Origin of the sequence: Streptomyces sp. NPDC056835, from assembly GCF_042789485.1 — a bacterium.
Taxonomy (GTDB): Bacteria; Actinomycetota; Actinomycetes; order Streptomycetales; family Streptomycetaceae; genus Streptomyces.
The window spans coordinates 97,033-117,863 of record NZ_JBHUBB010000030.1 but is presented as its reverse complement, the minus strand read 5'-3'; the positions used below and the strand labels follow the sequence as shown (position 1 = coordinate 117,863).

The window sequence follows — 20,831 nt, the reverse complement described above, 5'->3', positions numbered from 1 at the left end:
GAAGTCGTTCGAAGTCGTTCGAGTCGTCCCATGTCGTGCGAGCCGCCGGAGGCCGTCCCATGTCCGCACCGTCCGCTCCTTCCGCACCGTCCGCACCTTCTTCGGTCAAGCCCCCGCCCTTCGACCCCGGCGACCCCCTCGGTCTCGACGATCTGCTCGAACCGGAGGACCTGGCGATCCGGGACACCGTACGGACCTGGGCCGCCGACCGGGTCCTGCCGCATGTCGCCGAGTGGTACGAGCGCGGCGAACTGCCCGTCATCCGTGAGCTGGCCCGTGAACTCGGCGGACTCGGCGCGCTCGGAATGTCCCTGACCGGGTACGGCTGCGCGGGCGCCACCGCCGTCCAGTACGGACTCGCCTGTCTGGAACTGGAAGCCGCCGACTCCGGGATCCGCTCGCTCGTCTCCGTACAGGGCTCGCTCGCCATGTACGCGATCCACCGCTTCGGCTCCGAGGAGCAGAAGCGCCGGTGGCTGCCCGGCATGGCCGCCGGCGAGATCATCGGCTGCTTCGGACTCACCGAGCCCGACCATGGCTCCGACCCGGCCGGAATGCGCACCCACGCCAAGCGGGACGGCTCCGACTGGGTGCTCAGCGGCCGCAAGATGTGGATCACCAATGGCTCGGTGGCGGGGGTCGCCGTCGTCTGGGCGCGGACCGACGAGGGCATCCGCGGCTTTCTCGTCCCCGCGGGCAGCCCCGGATTCTCTGCCCCGGAGATCACCCACAAGTGGTCACTGCGTGCCTCGGTCACCAGTGAACTGGTTCTCGATGACGTACGGCTGCCCGCCGACGCCGTCCTCCCGGAGGTCACCGGACTGCGCGGCCCGCTCAGCTGTCTGAGCCACGCGCGGTACGGCATCGTCTGGGGCTCGATGGGCGCGGCGCGCGCCAGTTTCGAAGCTGCGCTTCAGTACGCCAGGACCCGGGAGCAGTTCGGCCGGCCGATCGGTGGCTTCCAGCTCACCCAGGCCAAGCTGGCCGACATGGCCCTCGAACTGCACAAGGGCATCCTGCTCGCCCACCATCTGGGGCGGCGCATGGACGCGGGCCGGATCCGTGCCGAGCAGATCAGCTTCGGCAAGCTCAACAATGTGCGGGAGGCGATCGAGATCTGCCGCACCTCGCGGACCATCCTCGGCGCCAACGGGATCTCGCTGGAGTACCCCGTGATGCGCCATGCGACGAACCTGGAGTCGGTGCTCACGTACGAGGGCACCGTCGAGATGCACCAGCTCGTCCTGGGCAAGGCGCTCACCGGCCTCGACGCCTTCCGGTGACCCCGTGGGACCGGGCGAACCGGTGAGCGCCCTGCTCAGCTCTGGTTGAAGAAGCCGTCCTTGCCGCGGCCCGCGGCCTCGCCGGTGACGATCTCGGTGTCGGCGGGGCTCAGCAGGAAGACCCGGGTGGCCACGCGGTCGATCGAGCCGCGCAGCCCGAAGATCAGTCCGGCGGCGAAGTCCACCACGCGCTTGGCGTCGGCGGGCTCCATGGCCGTGAGGTTCATGATGACCGGGGTGCCCGCCCGGAAGAGCTCGCCGATGGCCCGGGCGTCCCGGAAGCTGTCCGGGGAGACGGTGGCGATTCTGCGGTCCTGCTCGGGGGCGGCCTCGGCGACGACCCGTACGCGCGGGTCGGTCCGCCAGTTGTCGCCGTTCTCCGCTTCCTCGGCGTACTCGTCGTCGTAGTAACGCTCGTCGTTGTCCTCAACGAGGCCCAGCCAGGCACTCGCCTTGCGCACCGATCCCATGGACGCCTCCTTTCACCGCGGTCACATGACGTTCCCTATCCCTATGGTCGACCATCATGCGGATCGCGCGCCAAGGGGATAGTCGGCGCGCAGATGATTCGTGACGGTACTGGTGCAGAAGATGTGGCGGTTCGTCAAGGTTCTTCCAGCGTACAGGCCCTGAGTCGGTACAAAATATTACGTTCCGGCCAGATGGGTGACGCTGGGGACGTACGGGTGAACCGATCGCTCGGTACGATGCGTCACGCACTTGTGAACGACTCTCGGGGGACTGTCGTGTTCGGAATCGTCAGACCATGTACGCATCGGCTCGCCGATGGGCTCAAGACCGAGTGGATGGCCCATCTCTGCGGGCTCTGTCTGGCACTTCGCGCGGACCACGGGCAGTTCTCCCGGGTCGTCACCAACTACGACGGTCTGATCGTCTCGGTTCTGACGGAGGCTCAGACGGAGCGCACCGCACGGCAGCGGCGCACCGCGGGCCCCTGTCCGCTGCGCGGTATGCGTACGGCGCCGATAGCCAGGGGCGAGGGAGCGAGGCTCGCCGCCTCCGTGTCGCTGGTACTCGCCTCGGCGAAGATACGGGACCACGTCGCCGACGGGGACGGGCTGTTGGGGCGCCGGCCGCTGGCGGCCGCCGCGCGCCGGGTCGCGCACGGGTGGGACAGGGCAGGCGCGCGCACCGGCGCGGAGCTGGGGTTCGACACGGCCGTCCTGGTCGACGCCGTCGAGCGTCAGCAGGGGATCGAGGCGCTGGCCGGTCCCGGTACTCCTCTGCTCACCGTCACCGAGCCGACCGAGACGGCGACCGCCGCGGCCTTCGCGTACACCGCCGTCCTGGCGGGCCGGCCGGGCAACAGCGCCCCGCTGGCCGAGGCCGGGCGGCTCTTCGGGCGGCTCGCGCATCTGCTGGACGCCGTGGAGGACCAGCCGGCTGACGCCGCGTCGGGTGCGTGGAACCCGCTCACCGCGACCGGTACGTCCCGCGCGGAGGCGCGCCGGCTCGCCGACGACGCGGTGCGCGGAATCCGGCCGGCGCTGCGGGACGCGGAGTTCACCGACGGCAGGCTGGCGCATGTGCTGCTGGCGCACGAACTGCGGGCGTCGGTCGACCGCGCTTTCGGTACGACGGCCCACGCGCACGAAGGGCATGGCGGCGACGGCGGTTACGGCAGTCCGGGCAGCGGCGGGTTGCCGCCCGGCTTCGGGCAGCAGCCACCGCCGAGGCCGGGCAAGCGCGGCTTCCTGGCCGGCTGCGCGGTCTTCGTCGGCCTGTGCTGCACCTGCAAGATCTGTTGTGCGGACGAGTACGAGGGCCCGTGGTCACGCAAGAAGCGTGAGGGCTGCTGCAACTGGTCCGACGGCTGCGACTGTTGTGGTGAGGGTTGCGACTGCTGTGACGCCTGTAGTTGCTGCGACTGCGGAGCATGACGGGCGTCCTTGCTCGGGCATCCATGCGAGGGGGGAGAAGCGTGGCGCTCTGCGTGTGAAGGCACGCGGGGAAACGGCGCGCGAGCGCCGGAAGTACGGGGAGGCCGTGCAGGGCGTCAGCTCAACAGGAAGAGGACCACACGCGACCGAAGTCGATGTGGGAGCGGGTGACCAGCCACTGCTGCGAATGCATGAGCCAAGTGGAACAGGCATCCGTTTCCGCGTCAACCGAGCCGAGACGGACGGCTCACAGTACGGACAAGCTTGACAACGGGCCGTACACACCGCTTAGCCTCGTACGGACAAGCGGATCGTGCTGAGGGGCTAGGTCCGCCTGCGTTTTCTGTGAAGGCACTCCCGTGTTCGATCGCTGTATCCACGGAGCCTTCGCATGCCTGTGTCCTCGGTCACCGTCCGCACTTCACCCGTGACCCCGTCCGTTGTCGTGGTCGGGGCAGGTCCGCGCGGCACGGGCTTTCTGGAGCGGATCGCCGCCAACGCGCGCTCCCTGTACGACGGTCTGCCGCTGGACATCCATCTCGTGGACCCGCATCCGCCGGGTGCCGGGCGGGTCTGGCGCCGTGATCAGTCGCCGCTGCTCTGGATGAACTCCATGGCCGGGGACGTGACCATGTTCACCGATGACACGGTGGCCCTGGCCGGTCCGGTACGGCACGGACCCGCGCTGCACGAATGGGCACGGGACATCAGGGAGGGCAGGGCGCGGCTCTCCGCCGAGTCGGAGGCGGCCGAGGCGGCGCTCGCTCCGTCCGGGTCCGGGGCCGGGGCTCCGTCCGGGGCCGGGCTGCGCGCCGAGATCGCCGCCCTCACCGGCCAGACCTTCCCCAGCCGCCGGGTGCAGAGCGCCTATCTGAGCTGGGTGTACGAACAGTCCGTCGCCGCCCTGCCGCCCGGTATCACCGTCCACCAGCACCGCACGGACGCCGTGCGCGTCAGCGGTCCGCGCGGCGGACGCCAGCGCGTCCGGCTGGCGGACCGTACCGAACCGCTCCTCGCCGACCTCGTCGTGCTCACCCTCGGCCATCTCGACGCCGAACCGGACGCGGAACAGGTGGAGTTGAGCCGGTTCGCGGCAGAACACGGACTGGTCCATCTGCCGCCCGACTTCACCGCGGACAGCGATCTGTCCGCCCTGCCCGCCGGCGAACCCGTCCTCGTCCGCGGCTTCGGACTCGCCTTCGTCGATCTGATGGTGCTCGTCACCGAAGGGCGCGGCGGACGCTACTCGGGGAGCGCCGACCACGACAACGGGGAGCTGGTCTACCACCCCTCGGGACGCGAACCGGTCCTGTACGTCGGATCGCGGCGCGGTGTCCCGTACCACTCCAAGATCGGTTACGGGCTCGACGGTGAACGGCCCCCGCTGCCCCGCTTCCTCGGGCCCGAGCAGATCGACGAACTGCTGAGCCGGCCGGTGCCGCCCGACTTCCGGCGCGATGTCCGGCCGCTGGTCGACAAGGAGCTGGGCTTCGCGCACTACCACCGGCTCTTCACCGCGCACCCCGAGCGCACCCGCGTGGACTGGACCGACTTCGAGGAGAAGTACGCCGCCGCCGACCCCGGGGGCCCCGAGCTGGACGCCCTGGTCGGCGCGGCCGTCCCCGACCCCGCCGACCGGCTCGATCTCACCGCCCTCGACCGGCCGCTGGCCGGGCTGCGCTTTCCCTCGTACGACGCGCTCCAGGACGGGCTGCGCGACTACATCCGCGCGGATCTGGCCCGCAGACACGACCCGGCCCACAGCGCGGACCTCGCCGTCTTCCTCGGGCTGCTCTCCGTCTACGGCCAGCTGATCCGCCTCGGCGACCTCGGCGATCCCGGCGGCGGCTGGCACGGCTTCTTCAGCTATCTCGCCTCCGGCCCGCCGGGGCCCCGGCTGCGCCAGCTGCTCGCGCTCTCCCGGGCCGGGATCGTCCGCTTCCTGGGCGCGGACATGTCGGTCGAGGCCGACGGACAGCGGGGGATCTTCCGGGCGGGCAGCGCCGTCGTACCGGGGGAGTACGTCGAGGCCCGCGCGCTGGTCGAGGCGCGGCTGCCCGACCCCTCGCCCGAACGCACCCGCAGTCCGCTGCTGCGCGCGCTGTACGAGGAGGGGGCCGCCGCGATCTCGGCGGGTCTGGTACGGGTCGACCCCGACGACGGGCGGCTGCTGGAGCGCGACGGCACCCCGCATCCCCGCCGCTTCGCGCTCGGTCCGTACACCACCGCCCGGTCCAGCGGCGCCTTCACCCGGCCGCGTACGGGCGGCCCCGCGTTCCGGCAGAACGACGCCACCGCGAGGGCCGCGCTCACCCTGCTCGCCGGCCTCGCACAGCCCTCGGTCGCACAGCCCTCGGCCACACAGCCGTCGGCCACACCGTCTCCGGCCACACCGCCCGCGGGCGCACCGTCCACGGCCGCTTCGGCTCCTCAACCGCCGGACGGGCTGCCCGTCCGAAGCTGAAAGGTAAGGCCCGCCATGTCCGCCACCCGACCTCCGCACCGGCCCCAGCACAATCCCCAGCACACCCCGTCGCGCAATCCGCCGCACCGGCCGCTGTATCTCGCCGCCGAGATCGGCGGTCAGCGGTCCTACGACGCCACGTGGTACGTCGAACTCGCCCGGCTCGCCGAGCGGGGCGCCCTCGACTTCGTCACGCTCCAGGACTCCTTCGCGCGCCCCGGCCCCGACGCGCTCGCCGTACTCTCCCGGGTCGCGCCCGCGACCGAGCGCATCGGGCTCGTGCCCACCGTCACCACCACCCACACCGAGCCGTTCCATGTCTCGGCGGCCGTGGCCACCCTGGACTGGGTGAGCCGCGGCCGGGCCGGCTGGCTGGTCGATGTGTCCACCACCCCGGCGGAGGCCCGGCTGTTCGGCCGCCGTCCCGCCGCCGCCGTCCCCGCCCTCTGGCAGGAGGCGGGCGAGGTGGCCGACGTGGCCGCCCGGCTCTGGGACAGCTGGGAGGACGACGCCGAGATCCGCGACACATCGACAGGGCGCTTCATCGACCGCGACAAGCTGCACTATGTCGACTTCGAGGGGGCCACGTTCACGGTCCGCGGCCCGTCCATCGTGCCGCGCCCGCCGCAGGGCCACCCCGTCACCGTGGTCGACGCGACCGAGGGGCACAGCAGGGAGACCGCCGCGCGCCACGCGGATGTCGTCCTGGTCAGGGCCAACCGGCCCGACGAGGCGGCGGCGGTACGGGAGAAGCTACGGTCACGGGCCGCCGACCACGGCCGTGACCCCGACACGCTGCGGGTGCTCGCCGCGCTCACCATCGATCTCGGCGACGGCGAACGCCCGCTGGAACCCGGCCTGGAGAGCGCGCCGCGCACCACGGCCGGGGACACCGGACCGCACTACCGCGGCGGCCCCGTCGATCTCGCCGACCTGATCACCAGCTGGCACGGCACCGGTGCCGTGGACGGCTTCCACCTCACCCCCGCCGCGCCGCGGCGCGATCTCGAACGGCTCGTCAACGGCACGGTGGCGCTGCTCCAGCACCGCAGTCTGTTCCGCACCTTCCATCCGGGCGGCACGCTCCGCGAGCATCTGAACCTCGCACGCCCGGCCAACCAGTACGCGCCCGCCGGGGGAACCTCATGACGACCGACACATCCCGTACCGACCGCAAGCGGATCCATCTCGCCGCGCACTTCCCCGGGGTCAACAGCACCACCGTATGGACCGACCCCCGCTCCCGGTCCCAGATCGACTTCTCCTCCTTCGAGGCGCTGGCCCGTACGGCGGAGCGCGGGAAGTTCGACTTCTTCTTCCTGGCCGAGGGGCTGCGGCTGCGCGAACACAACGGCCTCATCCACGATCTGGACGTGGTCGGCCGCCCCGAATCCCTCACCGTGCTGAGCGCGCTGGCCGCCGTCACCGACCGGCTCGGTCTCGCCGCCACCGTGAACGCCACCTTCAACGAGCCCTACGAACTGGCCCGCAGGCTCGCCACGCTCGACCATCTCAGCGCGGGCCGCGCCGCCTGGAACGTGGTGACGTCCTTCGACGCCTTCACCGGGGAGAACTTCCGGCGCGGCGGCTATCTCGACCGTGCCGACCGCTACACCAGGGCCGCCGAGTTCGTCGCGACCGCGCGGGAGCTGTGGGACTCCTGGACCCCGCCCGCGCCCGGCGCCCCGTACGGCACACCGCGCCCGTTCGCCCACTTTGGGCGGCAATTCGAGATCGAGGGGGAGTTCACCGTTCCGCGTTCGCCGCAGGGCCACCCCGTGGTGATTCAGGCGGGCGACTCGGAGGAGGGCCGGGAGTTCGCCGCCTCCGCCGCCGATGTCATCTTCACCCGGCACGGCACCCTGGAGGCGGGCCGCGAGTTCTACGCGGACACCAAGTCCCGGCTGGCGAAGTACGGCAGGGACCCGGACGATCTCAAGATCATGCCGGGGGTCACCTTCGTCCTCGGCGACAGTGACTCCGAGGCGCAGGAACGGGCCGCCGAGATCCGCAGGCAGCAGGTCTCCCCGCAGAACGCGATCCTCGCCCTGGAGCAGGTCTGGGGGCGCGATCTGTCGGCGTACGACCCGGACGGGCCGCTGCCCGGGATCGATCCGGACCCGGACTCCGAGCTGGTCCAGGGCCGGGTGCGGCACGGTGATCCGTTCGCGGTCGCGGCCAAGTGGCGGGCGCTGTCCGAGGCCAAGGGGCTTTCCATCCGGCAGACCGTCATCGAGACCACCGCGCGGCAGTCCTTCATCGGCACCCCGGAGAGCGTCGCCGAGAGCCTTGACACCTTCGTGCGGACCAGGGCGGCGGACGGGTTCATTCTCGTACCGCATCTGACCCCGGGCGGTCTGGACGACTTCGTGGACCGGGTCGTACCGCTCCTCCAGGAGCGCGGGGCCTTCCGTACGGAATACGAGGGCACCACCTTGCGCTCACATCTCGGGCTTCCCGCACCCGAAGGGAAAGGCTGAGCGGCCCGAGGGAAAGGCTCAGCGGTATGAGCACGGATCGCGAAGGATCACGCCAGGGGAGCAAGGGCGAATTCAAGACAGGACTAGTCCTCACCCGCTGATGACGCGGTGATCGCACCGGGTGTTCGCATATGGAACCGCCCCTGTCCGGCAGCGGTCGGCCGACTGTGCGGCGTACGGGGGCCGTTGCGGACATCGGTCCTGAAGTCGACCTTGTGTGTTACTGGTCTGTCTCGGAATAGTGGGCGCCTCATCCTCCGTGTCAGGACACCCCACATGGCCTGACACGGTCCCCCACAGGAGGCTGACGTTGAATCATCGGCGTATATCGAAGAAGCGCGTGACGATGGCGGGAGGTGCCGTGGCCGCTCTGGTGGTCGCCGGTTTCACCTTCCAGACTGCGAACGCCAGTGAGAGCACACCCCAGTTCACGGTGAAGTCGCTGACCGCCACGGCGGCCGGAACTCTCGCGTCCACCCTGGACGACAGCCTGGGCGCCGGCGCGGCCGGCACGTACTACGACGCCGAGTCGAAGGCGCTCGTGGTGAATGTCGTCAACGAGCGGGCGGCCGAGACCGTGCGCCAGGCCGGCGGCAGGGCCAGACTGGTTCAGAACTCCCTGGCCGAGCTGAAGAGCGCCCGGCAGACCCTCACGGACCGGGCGACCATCCCGGGTACGTCCTGGGCCGTCGACCCGGTGACCAACAAGGTGGTCGTCACGGCCGACCGTACGGTCACGGGCGAATCCTGGAAGACGCTCAGCGGCGTGGTGAAGGCGCTCGGCGACAAGGCCGAACTGAAGAAGACGGCGGGGGAGTTCAAGCCCTTCGTCGCCGGCGGTGACGCCATCACGGGCGGCGGCGGGCGCTGCTCGCTCGGCTTCAACGTGGTCAAGGACGGCGCGCCGTACTTCCTGACCGCCGGGCACTGCACGGAGTCCATCCAGACCTGGTCGGACGCGCAGGGCACCGAGATCGGGACGAACGAGGGGTCCAGCTTCCCGGACAACGACTACGGCCTGGTCAAGTACACCGCCGAGGTGGCGCACCCGAGCGAGGTGAACCTCTACGACGGCAGCACGCAGGCGATCACGCGGGCGGGCGACGCGACCGTCGGCCAGCAGGTGACCCGCAGCGGCTCCACCACCCAGGTGCACGACGGTGAGGTCACCGGGCTCGACGCCACCGTGAACTACGGCAACGGCGACATCGTCAACGGGCTCATCCAGACCACGGTCTGCGCCGAGCCGGGCGACAGCGGCGGCTCGCTCTTCGCGGGCGACACCGCGCTCGGGCTGACCTCGGGCGGCAGCGGTAACTGCTCCTCGGGCGGTGAGACGTTCTTCCAGCCGGTGCCGGAGGCGCTTGCCGCGTACGGAGCACAGATCGGCTGACCCCGGACGCGGATCGGCTGACCGACCCGCTCGGAGGAGGGGCCCGGTCCACCACAGCCTGTGGTGGACCGGGCCCCTTCATGTGTTTACGGCGCCGGATCGTTACGGAGAGTGTTTTCAGTGTCGCCAAACGTCACGCATTCGGGGGCCTAGATCGCTGAACGCGGCGGCGGTGGTGTGCGTGGCGCACGCCCGGAAGGCGTTTTCCCTCAACTGCGCTGCCCGGCCGGGGAGGTGACGGGATGGCGCCTGTCCCGGACGCCGTTCCACTCGCCGAAGAATCGTTTGCATGTTCGAATCTGGTCGCTGACCTGGGCTGATGGGGTTAGAGTAATCGAACGAGCGTACGATGAACATATCGGGTGTATGGCCGAAAAGGGGTGGAGTGATGGAGGTGCGACATGGCGGGCTTCGCCCATCTGCACGTCGCGTCCGGTTACTCCATTCGCTATGGAGCCGCCCATCCCGAACATCTCGTCCGGCGGGCGGCCGAGCGGGGTGTGACGGCGCTCGCGCTCACGGACCGGGACACGGTCACTGGTCTCGTCCGGTTCGCGCGGGCGTGCGCCGGGGCCGGCGTTCGGCCGGTCTTCGGTGTCGATCTGGCGGTGGAGGCCCTTGCGCCCCCGCCGCCGGTCCAGCGGCGCCGTACCCCGGCGCGCGGTGGTGCGCACGTCGTCGAGCCGCCGCTGCGGTTCGTTCTGCTGGCGCGGAACCGGGAGGGATGGGCGCGGCTGTGCCGCATCACATCGGCCGCCCATGCCGGTGCCGTGTCCGGTACGGCACCGGTGGTGCCGTGGGAAGCGCTGCGCGAGTACGGCGGCCCCGGTCTGACCGTGCTGCTCGGACCGCTCTCGGAGCCGGTGCGGGCCCTGGCGGCCGGGCGTGAAGACGTCGCGGTGAAGCTGCTGGCGCCGTGGCAGGAGATCTTCGGTGAAGGACTCAGGCTGGAAGCTGTCGTGCATAAACGTTCCGGCATCGGGCCCGGATCGCTTCGCTCGGCTGCCCGAACCCTGGCACTGGCCGACCGCACCAACACCACCGCGGTGCTCTCCAACGCCGTCCGCTACGCCGACCCCGACCAGCACCGACTCGCTGATGTCCTGGACGCCGCGAGGCTGCTGCGGCCGATCGACCGGCGCCGCCTGGACAGCGGACAGCGCTGGCTGAAGGACGAAAGGGCGATGACGGTCATCGCGCGGATGATCGCCGAATGCGCCGGAGCGGATGCCCGGCGGGCACACCGTCTGATGGCGGACACCGCTGCCACGGCGGCCATGTGCGCGGTCGACCCCCGAGCGGACCTCGGGCTGGGTACGCCGCACTTCCCGGAGCCGGAGCTCTTCGGCGCCGGACCCGCAGCGGGAGGAGCCGGAGCGGGACGGCCCGGAGCGGGAGGAGCCGGAGCGGGACGGCCCGGAGCGGGAGGAGCCGCACAGCTGTTGCGCCGGCGGTGCGAGGACGGCATGGCCCGACGTGGCCTGGACCGCGACCGCGCCGCGCTCGACCGGCTGGAGGAAGAGCTCGGTGTGATCTCCACGCTGGACTACGACTCGTACTTCCTCGCCGTCGGCCAGGTCGTGGCCGACATCCGGGAGAAGGGCATCCGGGTCGCGGCCCGGGGCTCGGGCGCGGGATCGCTGGTCTGCCATGTGCTGGGCATCGCCACGGCCAACCCGCTCGACCACCGACTGCTGTTCGAACGCTTCCTGAGCGTGCGCAGGGGGTCGCTGCCCGATATCGACATCGACGTGGAATCCGCCAGACGGCTGGAGTGCTACGACGCGATCTTCGACCGGTTCGGCAAGGAGCGGGTGGCGGTCACCGCGATGCCCGAGACCTACCGGGCCCGCCGGGCCCTGCGGGACACCGGCCTCGCGCTCGGGATCGCGCCCGCGGACATCGACCGGATCGCCAAGAGCTTCCCGCACCTGAGAGCCTCGGACATCACCGGCGCGCTCGCCGAACTTCCCGAACTGCGACCGCTGGCGGCCGAGGCGGACCGGTTCGGGCCGCTGTGGGAGCTTGCCGAGGGCCTTGACTCCCTGGTCCACGGCATGGCCATGCACCCGTGCGGTGTGGTCATCAGCGACGCCACGCTCCTGGACAGGCTGCCGGTGCAGCCCACACCCCAGGGCGACTACCCCATGGCGATGGCGGCGAAGGAGGAGATCGAGGACCTGGGCAACATCAAGCTGGACGTTCTGGGCGTACGGATGCAGTCCGCGATGGCCCACGCCGTCACCGAGATCGAACGGGCCACCGGCAACCACATCGACCTGGACGATCCCCAGCAGGTGCCGCTCGATGACGTCTTCGCGTTCAAGCTCATCCAGGAGAGCCAGACCCTGGGCCTGTTCCAGCTTGAGTCACCCGGCCAGCAGGATCTTCTGTCCCGGCTGCAGCCCCGCGACCCACAGGACGTCATCGCCGACATCAGCCTCTTCCGTCCCGGACCGGTCGCCGGCGGTATGCCCGAGCGGTACGTCGCCGCGCGCCACGGCGGCTCACCGTCCTACGCCCACCCGGATCTGGAGCCGGTGCTCGCCGACACCTACGGCGTGACCATCTGGCACGAGCAGATCATCGAGACGTTGTCGGTGATGACCGGCTGTGACCGTGCGCTGGCCGAGATCGCCCGGCGGGCACTCGGCGACAGGAACCGACTGCCCAGGATCAAGGGCTGGTTCGACCGGCAGGCACGCGCGCGTGGCTACAGCGCGACCGTCCGGGAGGAGGTCTGGAAGACCGTCGAGGCCTTCGGCGCCTACGGCTTCTGCCGGGCCCACGCGGTCGCCTTCGCCGTACCGGCCCTGCAGAGCGCCTGGCTCAAGGCGCACTATCCGGCGTTCCTGCTGGCCGGTCTTCTCGAACACGACCCCGGTATGTGGCCCAAGCGGGTCCTCGTCTCCGACGCCCGTCGGCGCGGTGTGCCGCTGCTGTCCGTCGACATCAACCACTCCAAGGTGAAGCACACCGTGGAGAAGGCCGACGGAGAGCGGTGGGGCGTGCGGCTCGCGCTGTCCGCGGTGCACGGCATCAGCGAGGAGGAGTGCGCTCGAATCGAGGAGGGCCAGCCGTACGGATCGCTGTCGGACTTCTGGCAACGGGCCCACCCCAGCAGACCGGTCGCCGAACGCCTCGCTGAGATCGGCGCACTGAACGGCCTTCACGACGGCCGCCTCACGCGCCGCGATCTGCTGCTGCAGATCGCCGAACTCCACCGGCAGTCCCGTACCCGGTCCGCGGGCAAAGGCCAGCTGCCCATCGACACGAACGCCGTCGGCGGAGCGGGGCCGAGCGGTCTGCCGGAGATGACTGGACGCGAAGCCCTGAGCGCCGAGCTGAACACTCTCGGTATCGACGTCTCCAAGCACCTGATGGAGCACCATCACCGGCTGCTGCGCGAGATCGGCGCGACCGACGCGGCGCATCTGGCCGGCCTGCGCCCTGGTCAGCAGGTTCTCGTCGCCGGCGTACGGGCTTCCACCCAGACCCCGCCGATCGCCAGCGGCAAACGCGTCATCTTCGTCACCCTGGAGGACGGTTCGGGCCTGGTCGATCTGGCGTTCTTCGAGGATTCCCATCCGGCCTGCGCGTACACCGTCTTCCATAGCGGCCTGCTGCTGGTGCGTGGCACGGTCCAGGTACGCGGCACCCGCCGCACCGTCGTCGGCACCATGGCCTGGGACCTGGACGAGATCGCCGCCGCCCGGCGCGACAACGGTCCCGAGGCCGCACTCGCACTCCTCGGAGCCGACCGCCCGCACCCGACCCCCGCACAGCCGCGGCGCACCCTTGCCAACGGCACCACCGGCGCCCGCCTGCACCCGTACGCCGACCTCCAGCCCCCCGGCAGCCGCTCGGCCGATCTGAAGAAGTTCGGCCACACCAGCCCGGGGAGCGCGGGATGACCACGCGTCAGCGGCATATCGCCCATCTCTACCTGCACTTCCCGCACGACCCGCACGCCGCACCGGTCGAGGATCAGTACCGCGATATAATCGAACTGGTGTCTGGTATCACGCCTCATATCCAGGCCGCCCCGCCCGACGCCGTCCAACTCGATCTGACATCGGCACTCCGGTACTTCGACTTGTCCCCCTACGACGTGGTCCAGTTGGCGAAGCTCAGACTGAAGGCCTTCTACGGCATCGACAGCAGCGCCGGACTCGCGGGCAACCGCATGCTCGCCGTCATGGCGGCCGACACGTCCGCGCCGGGAGAGACCACCTGGGTCCCCGCCGAACGGGCCGCCGGCTGGCTGTACCCGCGCCCCGTCACCGCACTGCCCGGGATCGGCCGCACCACAGCGGCGACACTCGGCAGATACGGTCTGCACACCATCGGCCAGGTCGCCGACATGCCCCCGGCGACCCTCCAGCGTCTTCTCGGCGTCGACCAGGCCCGGTTGCTGACCGAACGCGCCCGGGGCCACGACCCCCGCCCGGTCACCCCCATGGAACCGGTGGCGCACCTGACCGCCGATCACGTGCTTGACCGGGACTGCCTCGATCCGGCCCAGCGTCATCGAGTCGTCCTGGGGCTGGCCGACCGGATCGGTCAACGCCTGCGCGGTGAAAGCCGGGTCGCCGGCCGCGTCACCCTCACCGTGCGCTATGCCGACCGCAGCTCCACCACGCGCACGCGTGCGCTCCCGGAACCCACCAACCACTCACCGGCTCTCGCCGTAGCCGCCCTGGGGCTGCTGGCGGCTCTTGGGCTGCAACGAGCACGGGTCCGGGCCTTCGTGATCCGTGCCGACGACCTGTGGTCGGCCAACAGCGCCTACCGTCAGCTCTCCCTGGATCCTGGTGATGCCCGTGCTCGCGCGGCCGAAGCCGCCGCGGACCGTGCGCGTCGCCGCTTCGGGCCGGATGCCGTACGGCCGGCGGCTCTGGCCAACTGACCGCTTGTGCCAGGAGCCGTCCCGCGGCCGTTCCTCCCGTGTGACCGCGCCGGAAGCACGAACTGGCGCCACGCGTCGCACTTTTTACCGACGCGTAACTTCCCTTCTTCACCTTACTCATGCGTAACTTCATAGCGGAAGCATCTTTGTGGTCCGGGCCACAGGGCTGACAGTCATCGCCATTTCCCTTGAGCCGCAAGGAGATCACACGATGCTGCCCTGGAAGCGCGCGCTCGGACCACTGACCGCGCTGCTGCTGGCCGCTACGTTCCTGGCCACCCCCGCCGTTGCCGCGGCCCCCACCACCCCCACTTCCGTGTCCGGCGCCCCCACCGCCGCCGTCTCCGCTGTACCTGCTGTACCCGCTGTCTCCGCTGTCTCCGCGTCGAGCAGCGGCTGGAACGACTACTCCTGCAAGCCCTCCGCCGCCCATCCCCGTCCCGTCGTCCTGGTCCATGGCACCCTCGGGAACGCCGTCGACAACTGGCTCGGCCTCGCCCCGTATCTGGTGAACCGCGGATACTGCGTCTTCTCCCTCGACTACGGGCAGCTCCCCGGCGTCCCGCTCTTCTACGGCCTCGGCCCCATCGACGCCTCGGCCGGGCAACTCGCCACCTATGTCGACAAGGTGCTCGCGGCCACCGGCGCCGCGAAGGTCGATATCGTCGGCCACTCCCAGGGCGGCATGATGCCGCGCTACTACCTGAAGTTCCTCGGCGGGGCGGCGAAGGTGAACGCCCTGGTCGGCCTCGCCCCCTCCAACCGCGGCAGCACCCTGCTCGGGCTGACACGGCTGCTGCCGTACTTCCCCGGGGCGGTCGATCTGCTGAACGAGAAGACCCCGGGGCTCGCCGACCAGATAGCCGGATCCGCCTTCCTCACCAAGCTCAACGCGGGCGGCGACACCGTTCCCGGGGTGCGCTATACCGTGATAGCCACCCGGTACGACGAGGTGGTCACCCCGTACCGGTCACAGTTCCTGACCGGCCCGGACGTACGCAATGTGCTGCTCCAGGACCTGTGCCCGGTCGATCTCTCCGAGCATGTGGCGATCGGGACGATCGACAGGATCGCCTTCCACGAGGTGACCAACGCGCTCGATCCCGCCCGTGCCACCCCGACCACCTGCTCCTCGGTGATCGGCTGACCCGTACACCCGTACATCCGTACACCCGTACACACACGACTGCCCTCCGCCGCCGAAGAGTTCCCGGTTGCGGAAGGCAGTGTGCGGTGCCGTACGGCGGGGGTCAGCGGCTATGGCGCCCGGACGATACGGCCCTGCGGCGAGCGGCTCCGAAGGTCACCGCGGCACCGATGGCGAGGGCCGCCGTGCCACCGATCGCGAGGTATGACGTGGTGCTGTCGCCGCCGGTCGCGGCGAGGGTGTCCTGACCGTCGGCGCTCTTCGCCTCGGGGGAGTTGGCTTCCGTGTCGGCGTTGGCGTTGGCGTTGGCATTGGTGTCGGAGTCGGCGTAGGCGTCGGTGCTGGTGTCCGGCTGCTTCTCCGGAGTGGCCGGAGTGGCCGGAGTCGCCGGGGTGTCCTTCGCCGAGACCTTCGTCGCGTCGGTACCGAGGTCACCATGGCCGTTGTGCTCGACGGTGGACTTCTCCGTACCGTCCGCGATCTTCTCGTCGGTGGGCGCGGAAGCGGCCGGCGCACCGCCGCCCGCACCGCCGTTGTCCTGCCCGAAGACCACGTCGGAGCAGGTGTAGAAGGCCTCGGGACTGTCCGAGCGCTGCCAGATGGAGTAGATCAGATGACGGCCCGACTTGTTCGGGACGATGCCGTCGAAGACATAGGCGCCGCTCTCCAGCTTCGGGTCGGTGACCTTGAGGAAGGGCTTCTCCTCCAGATCCGACCACTTCAGCGGCTTGGCCGGGTCATAGCTGTCCTTGGTGACATACAGCTCGAAGGAGCCGCGGTGCGGCGCGGTCGCCTTGTAGCGGAAGGTGCGGTTGCCCGGTGCCAGCTCGGACGACGGCCAGTCGCCGCGCGCCAGATCGAGTCCCTTGTACTTGTCCCTGCCCGCGCTGCACAGCTTGCCGTCCGGGATCAACTGCCGGTGGTTCCCGGCGGCGTTGGCGATATTGACCTCGTTCCAGTCGTAGAGCGCCTGCGTTCCGCCGGCCGCGACCGCCGCCTCGCACGCCGCCGACCGCGGACTCTCCGGCCCCTCGGCGAAACACGCGGCGACCCGGCTGACCGGATCGGTCATCGAGCCATGGGCGGCGGCCGGCCCGGCGGAGAGCCCGGCCAGCGCGAGCGGAGCGAGGCCGAGGACGACGATCCCGGTGGCCGTACGTCGAACGGTCATGAACTGGTTCTCCTTCGGAGCGGCGGCAGCGGGGAGGGGGACAGCCGGAGCGGCAGGTGACCTCCCCGTCGCCGTACCGCCCCAGCGATCAGCAAACTAGCCGCCCGGAACCGCGAAATCGGCTGTTGGGAGCGGGTGACGACGCTCCTTATGCTCGGCTTAAGGAGCGGCTAAGAGACCCCTCAGGAAGCCTCTGGGAAGTACTTGGGAAGCCCCGGGCAACCCTTGGCAGCCCTCGGGGACGGGCCGGTCACTCTCATCCGTCCGCGCCCCGGGGGGCCGGGCTCGGGTAGGGTGACCAGCGCAGTACGAGCTGTGGACGTTACCTACCGAAGGAGGCGAGACCCATTACCGCTGTATCAGGTCGGGTGCTCCCCTTTCACGGCCGCGCGGTCCCGCAGGCATAGCTGACCGCCGGGAGTGCCCATCGGCATCCCGAAAGGCTCCTCCTCCTCATGTCGGCTCCTTCTCCGTCCTCTTCTTCTTCTCCTTCTTCTTCCGAGTCTCCTTCCGAGCCTTCTTCCGCGACCGAGTCCGTCATCGTCACCAGGCTCCGCGCCGCCGGCTGTGTCTTCGCCGAGGACGAGGCGCGGCTGCTCATCTCCACGGCGGCGACGCCGGACGATCTCGCGGCCATGGTGGACCGGCGCGTCGGCGGTCTGCCCCTTGAACACGTCCTCGGCTGGGCGGAGTTCTGCGGACTGCGGATCGCTGTGGACCCCGGGGTCTTCGTACCCCGCCGCCGTACCGAATTCCTTGTGCGGCAGGCCGCCGTCGCCGCCACCGCCCTCGCCGGGCCCGGAGCCGTCGTGGTCGACCTGTGCTGCGGCTCGGGCGCGCTGGGCGCGGCGCTGGCCGGGATCCTGGACCGGGCCGAACTGCACGCCGCCGACATCGACCCGGCCGCGGTGCGCTGCGCCCGGCGTAATGTCGCGGCCGTCGGTGGCCGGGTGTACGAGGGCGATCTGTACGCTCCGCTGCCCGTCGCCCTGCGGGGCCGTGTGGACGTCCTGCTCGCCAACGTGCCGTACGTACCCACCGAGGAGGTCGGACTGCTGCCCCCGGAGGCCCGTATCCACGAGGCGCGGGTGGCGCTCGACGGTGGTGCGGACGGGCTCGACGTCCTGCGGCGCGTGACCGCGGAGGCGCCGCGCTGGCTGGCCCCGGGCGGGGGCCTGCTGGTCGAGACGAGCGAGCACCAGGCCGCGCGCGCCGTCGAGACCGTCGCCGGGAGCGGGCTGATCCCACGCGTGGCGCGCTCCGACGAGCTCTATGCCACCGTCGTCGTGGGAACCATGCCCGCCCCCTAAGAGCTGTCCGGGGTCCTGTCCGGTCAGTGGATCTTTCCGGCGCCCGCCCCCCTGTCGACCCGGTGCGGGACCGCGCGCGGGTGGTCGACCGTGGTGCGGAGCGTCGGCGTCCAGCCCGCGTCGGGGCGCAGTGTCTCCTCGGGGATCTCCGCGTTGTGGGCGGCGAGCAGATCGACGTACTTCCCGTTGACGTGGTTGTCCGCCGCGGTGACCGGCGCGTCGTTCCACTTCTTCAGGACGCGGCCGGCGCTCACGGTCGACGGGAGTGTGAACGCGTTCTTCTCGGCGACCAGTTGGGATTCGAGACCGATGCCGAAGGAGTACCCGTAGCCCGACTCCGGTACGTCGAAGTGGTTGTTGTACGCGTCGACCTTCCCGAAGCGGACCCGCGGTGCCCGCTCGATGATGTCCGTGAAGCGGTTGTGATGCAGTGTGACCCGCAGCTTGCCCCGGTCGGTGGCGGCGGCGCTGTCGCTGTTGCCGATCATCAGCGTCTTGTCGTGGTCGGCGAAGACGTTCCAGGAGACGGTCACCAGATCCGAGCCCCGGACGACATCCAGCTCGCCGTCGTGCTGCTGGTACAACCGGCCGTAGTAGTGGGGCTGTTCACTGTCCGGGCGGCGGCCGTCGGTGAAGGTGTTGTGGTCCACCCACACACGCGTGGCGTTGTACAGCACCAGATTGTCGTACTCGGAGTTCCAGTTGCCCAGCTCGGTGTCCGTCGGGTCCCACTGGGGGAAGCAGTCGAAGGCGTCCTCGAACGTGAGGTTGCGGATGATGACATTGCCGACATCCTTCACCTGGAGGCTGCCGCCGAGGATACGGGCGTCCCGGCCCACACCGACGATGGTCGTGTCGGCCGGGACATACGCCTTGATCTGCGCGGCCTGACGGGCGGCGGACGCGGCCCGCAGATCTTCCTGTTCGCCGCTGACCGGGTTCTCACGGCCCCAGACCGCCGGGTCGTACGCGGCGAGGTAGCCGGCCAGGGAGTAGCCGTCGACGGCGTAGTCGTCGCAGGTGCGCGGGTTCCCCGTGCCGTCGGAAAGGGCGTCGAGCGTGCCCTTGACCCGGATGACCGACGGACTGCCCGCGGCGTCGGTCAGGGCCTGTCTGAACTGGGCCCAGGTGGTGACGGTGTAGACGTGTGCGGCGTCCGCGGCCCGGCCGCCGGTGGTGCCGCCGTCGGCGGAGGCCCAGCCGTCGTCGGGGGCGAGGACGGCCCGTTCGAGGGACGGCCGTGCCGACGCCGACACCCGCGCCGATACCGGTGCCGGCGCTGGTGATGCCGGAGCCGCCGGGGCGGCCGTGGGCAGCGCCATCGCGCACGCCAGCCCCGCCGCCGCGATGAGCGTGTGATGTCTCCCTATGCGCATGACTTCTCCTCCAACTCCTCGTCCGACTTCTCCTCGGACAGGTCAGCCCTTGGTCTGCTCGTTCCACTCCGCCTGGGCCTCGTTGAGCTCCTTGGCGACCTTGTCCGCGAACTCCTTCGCGGTCATGTCACCGAGCAGCACCTTCTGGAAGTTCGGCTCGTTGCCGCTCTTGCTGATGGTGTTCCAGTCGGGCAGGTAGTACGGCAGATTGACGATCTTGGTCGAGCCGTCGCTGAGCGCCTTCATCGCCGCCGCTGTCGGCTCGGCCCGCTGGATCCAGGCGTCGGAGGCGGCGTCGGTGTTGGCCGGGATGGATCCCGCCGACTCGTTCCACGCGCTGTTCGACTTGTGGGAGGCGGCGAATTCGATGAGCTTCCAGGCGGCGGCCTTGTTCTCGCTGTTCTTGAACAGACCCAGACCGTCCACCGGGTTGGAGACCTGGACGCGCGAGCCGTTCTCCTGGGCCGGGTAGGGGAGGCCCTTGAACTTCTCGGCGCCCAGCGCCTTCACATGATCCTGGTACGAGGCGAGGTTGTGGGTCAGCATGCCGATGGAGCCGTTGTCCCACTGGGCGACCATCTTGATGAAGTCATTGTTGAGATCGGCGGACGGTGTCACCTTCTTGTACAGCGCGACGTACTTCTCCAGCGCCGCCACGTTCTTTGGATCGTTAACGGTCGTCCTGTCACCGTCCCAGAACGACGTGATGCCGGACTGCCCGTACATCGCGTCCATCGCCGGCGCGATGGAACCCGCGCCGCCCCGGATGGTGTAGCCGAACCGGTTCTTCCCGGCCACGGTGAGCCTTTCGGCCGCCGCGTAGAACTTCGACCAGGTGGTGGGCGGTTCGAGACCGGCCCCCGCGAACAGGTCCGTGCGGTACCAGAGCGTGCCGTTGTTGCTGGACGTCGGCACCGAGTACATGGAGTCCCCGCGACCGCCCGCCGCCTTGACGCTGTCCACCATCGCGGGCACGAGCCTGCCCTTGAGGGAACTCGCGTCGATACGGTCGCCGACCGGCTCCAGGACGTCCCGTACCACCAGGTTGGAGAGATAGGCGGTACCGACGCCGCCGACGTCCGGCAGCCCGCCGCCGTCGATCGCCGTGTCGTACTTCGCCTGCACCTGGTCGATCGGGATCCCGACGTACTTCACGCGGATGTCCGGGTTCTGCTTCTCGAAGTCCTTGATGATCCGCGCCCAGACGTCCCGGCGCTCACCGGTGTTGTTGTCCCAGAGGGTGATCTCGCCCTTGCCGGAGCCCTCGGCGCCGCCGCTGCCGCTTCCGTCGTCACCGCACGCGGTCGCCGTCAGGGCGAGCACCGCCGTCAGGGAGACGGCCGCGGCCGTCCGCCCTCTGACTGCCTTGGAGATTCTCATGGTCGGCTCTTCTCTCT

At 70.2% G+C, this 20,831-nt stretch carries 14 protein-coding genes; 10 read left to right on the top strand and 4 right to left on the bottom strand.

From position 1 onward, the window contains the following. Nucleotides 1-59 precede the first annotated feature (59 nt). The gene (locus ACFRMN_RS29535; RefSeq protein WP_383024951.1) at nt 60-1,283 is read left to right on the top strand and encodes an acyl-CoA dehydrogenase family protein; all 1,224 of its coding nucleotides are present in this window, start codon (nt 60-62) and stop codon (nt 1,281-1,283) included. 35 nt (nt 1,284-1,318) lie between these two features. On the opposite strand, the gene ACFRMN_RS29530 is transcribed toward ACFRMN_RS29535, so the two are convergent. Beyond that, nucleotides 1,319-1,753 (bottom strand): cell division protein SepF, encoded by a 435-nt coding sequence (locus ACFRMN_RS29530; RefSeq protein WP_383024948.1) that lies wholly within the window; start codon nt 1,751-1,753, stop codon nt 1,319-1,321. Between the two features lie 237 nt (nt 1,754-1,990). Here ACFRMN_RS29530 and ACFRMN_RS29525 point away from each other — a divergent pair, with 237 nt between their 5' ends. The 8 genes from ACFRMN_RS29525 (at nt 1,991) to ACFRMN_RS29490 (ending at nt 15,577) form a co-directional block, all read left to right on the top strand. Then, nucleotides 1,991-3,184, top strand: coding sequence for a DUF5685 family protein (locus ACFRMN_RS29525; RefSeq protein WP_383024945.1), 1,194 nt, complete (start codon nt 1,991-1,993; stop codon nt 3,182-3,184). A 391-nt stretch (nt 3,185-3,575) separates the two neighbouring features. Then, a complete protein-coding gene (locus ACFRMN_RS29520; protein ID WP_383024942.1) occupies nt 3,576-5,648 on the top strand; it encodes an FAD/NAD(P)-binding protein in 2,073 nt (690 codons plus the stop codon). A 15-nt stretch (nt 5,649-5,663) separates the two neighbouring features. Beyond that, complete coding sequence (locus tag ACFRMN_RS29515; protein ID WP_383024940.1) at nt 5,664-6,797, top strand: LLM class flavin-dependent oxidoreductase; 1,134 nt, start codon at nt 5,664-5,666, stop codon at nt 6,795-6,797. After that, entirely contained in the window at nt 6,794-8,128 is a 1,335-nt protein-coding gene (locus ACFRMN_RS29510) for an NtaA/DmoA family FMN-dependent monooxygenase (RefSeq protein WP_383024937.1), read from the top strand. Before ACFRMN_RS29515 ends, ACFRMN_RS29510 begins: the two co-directional genes overlap by 4 nt. A 310-nt stretch (nt 8,129-8,438) precedes the next feature. Next, nucleotides 8,439-9,521 (top strand): S1 family peptidase, encoded by a 1,083-nt coding sequence (locus ACFRMN_RS29505; RefSeq protein ID WP_383024935.1) that lies wholly within the window; start codon nt 8,439-8,441, stop codon nt 9,519-9,521. 401 nt (nt 9,522-9,922) lie between these two features. After that, nucleotides 9,923-13,435: a DNA polymerase III subunit alpha gene (locus ACFRMN_RS29500; protein ID WP_383024932.1), complete on the top strand. Its 3,513-nt coding sequence runs from the start codon at nt 9,923-9,925 to the stop codon at nt 13,433-13,435. Further along, nucleotides 13,432-14,430 carry an ImpB/MucB/SamB family protein gene (locus ACFRMN_RS29495; protein WP_383024930.1) on the top strand — a complete coding sequence of 333 codons (999 nt, stop codon included), beginning with the start codon at nt 13,432-13,434 and terminating at the stop codon, nt 14,428-14,430. The genes ACFRMN_RS29500 and ACFRMN_RS29495 overlap by 4 nt, the downstream gene beginning before the upstream one ends. A 211-nt stretch (nt 14,431-14,641) precedes the next feature. Next, nucleotides 14,642-15,577 (top strand): esterase/lipase family protein, encoded by a 936-nt coding sequence (locus tag ACFRMN_RS29490; protein WP_383024927.1) that lies wholly within the window; start codon nt 14,642-14,644, stop codon nt 15,575-15,577. 103 nt (nt 15,578-15,680) lie between these two features. Here ACFRMN_RS29490 and ACFRMN_RS29485 read toward each other — a convergent pair whose 3' ends face one another. Next, complete coding sequence (locus ACFRMN_RS29485; RefSeq protein ID WP_383024924.1) at nt 15,681-16,748, bottom strand: lytic polysaccharide monooxygenase; 1,068 nt, start codon at nt 16,746-16,748, stop codon at nt 15,681-15,683. Nucleotides 16,749-17,203: 455 nt separating this feature from the next. Between ACFRMN_RS29485 and ACFRMN_RS29480 the strand changes: the two genes are divergently transcribed. Beyond that, a complete protein-coding gene (locus ACFRMN_RS29480) occupies nt 17,204-18,058 on the top strand; it encodes a putative protein N(5)-glutamine methyltransferase (protein WP_383024921.1) in 855 nt (284 codons plus the stop codon). A 23-nt stretch (nt 18,059-18,081) separates the two neighbouring features. Here the strand turns inward: ACFRMN_RS29480 and ACFRMN_RS29475 are convergent, their stop codons facing one another. Next, on the bottom strand, nt 18,082-19,434 hold the full coding sequence (locus tag ACFRMN_RS29475; protein WP_383024918.1) for a polysaccharide lyase family 1 protein: 1,353 nt from the start codon (nt 19,432-19,434) through the stop codon (nt 18,082-18,084). Between the two features lie 42 nt (nt 19,435-19,476). Beyond that, the gene (locus tag ACFRMN_RS29470) at nt 19,477-20,814 is read right to left on the bottom strand and encodes an ABC transporter substrate-binding protein (RefSeq protein ID WP_383024915.1); all 1,338 of its coding nucleotides are present in this window, start codon (nt 20,812-20,814) and stop codon (nt 19,477-19,479) included. Between the last annotated feature and the right edge of the window lie 17 nt (nt 20,815-20,831).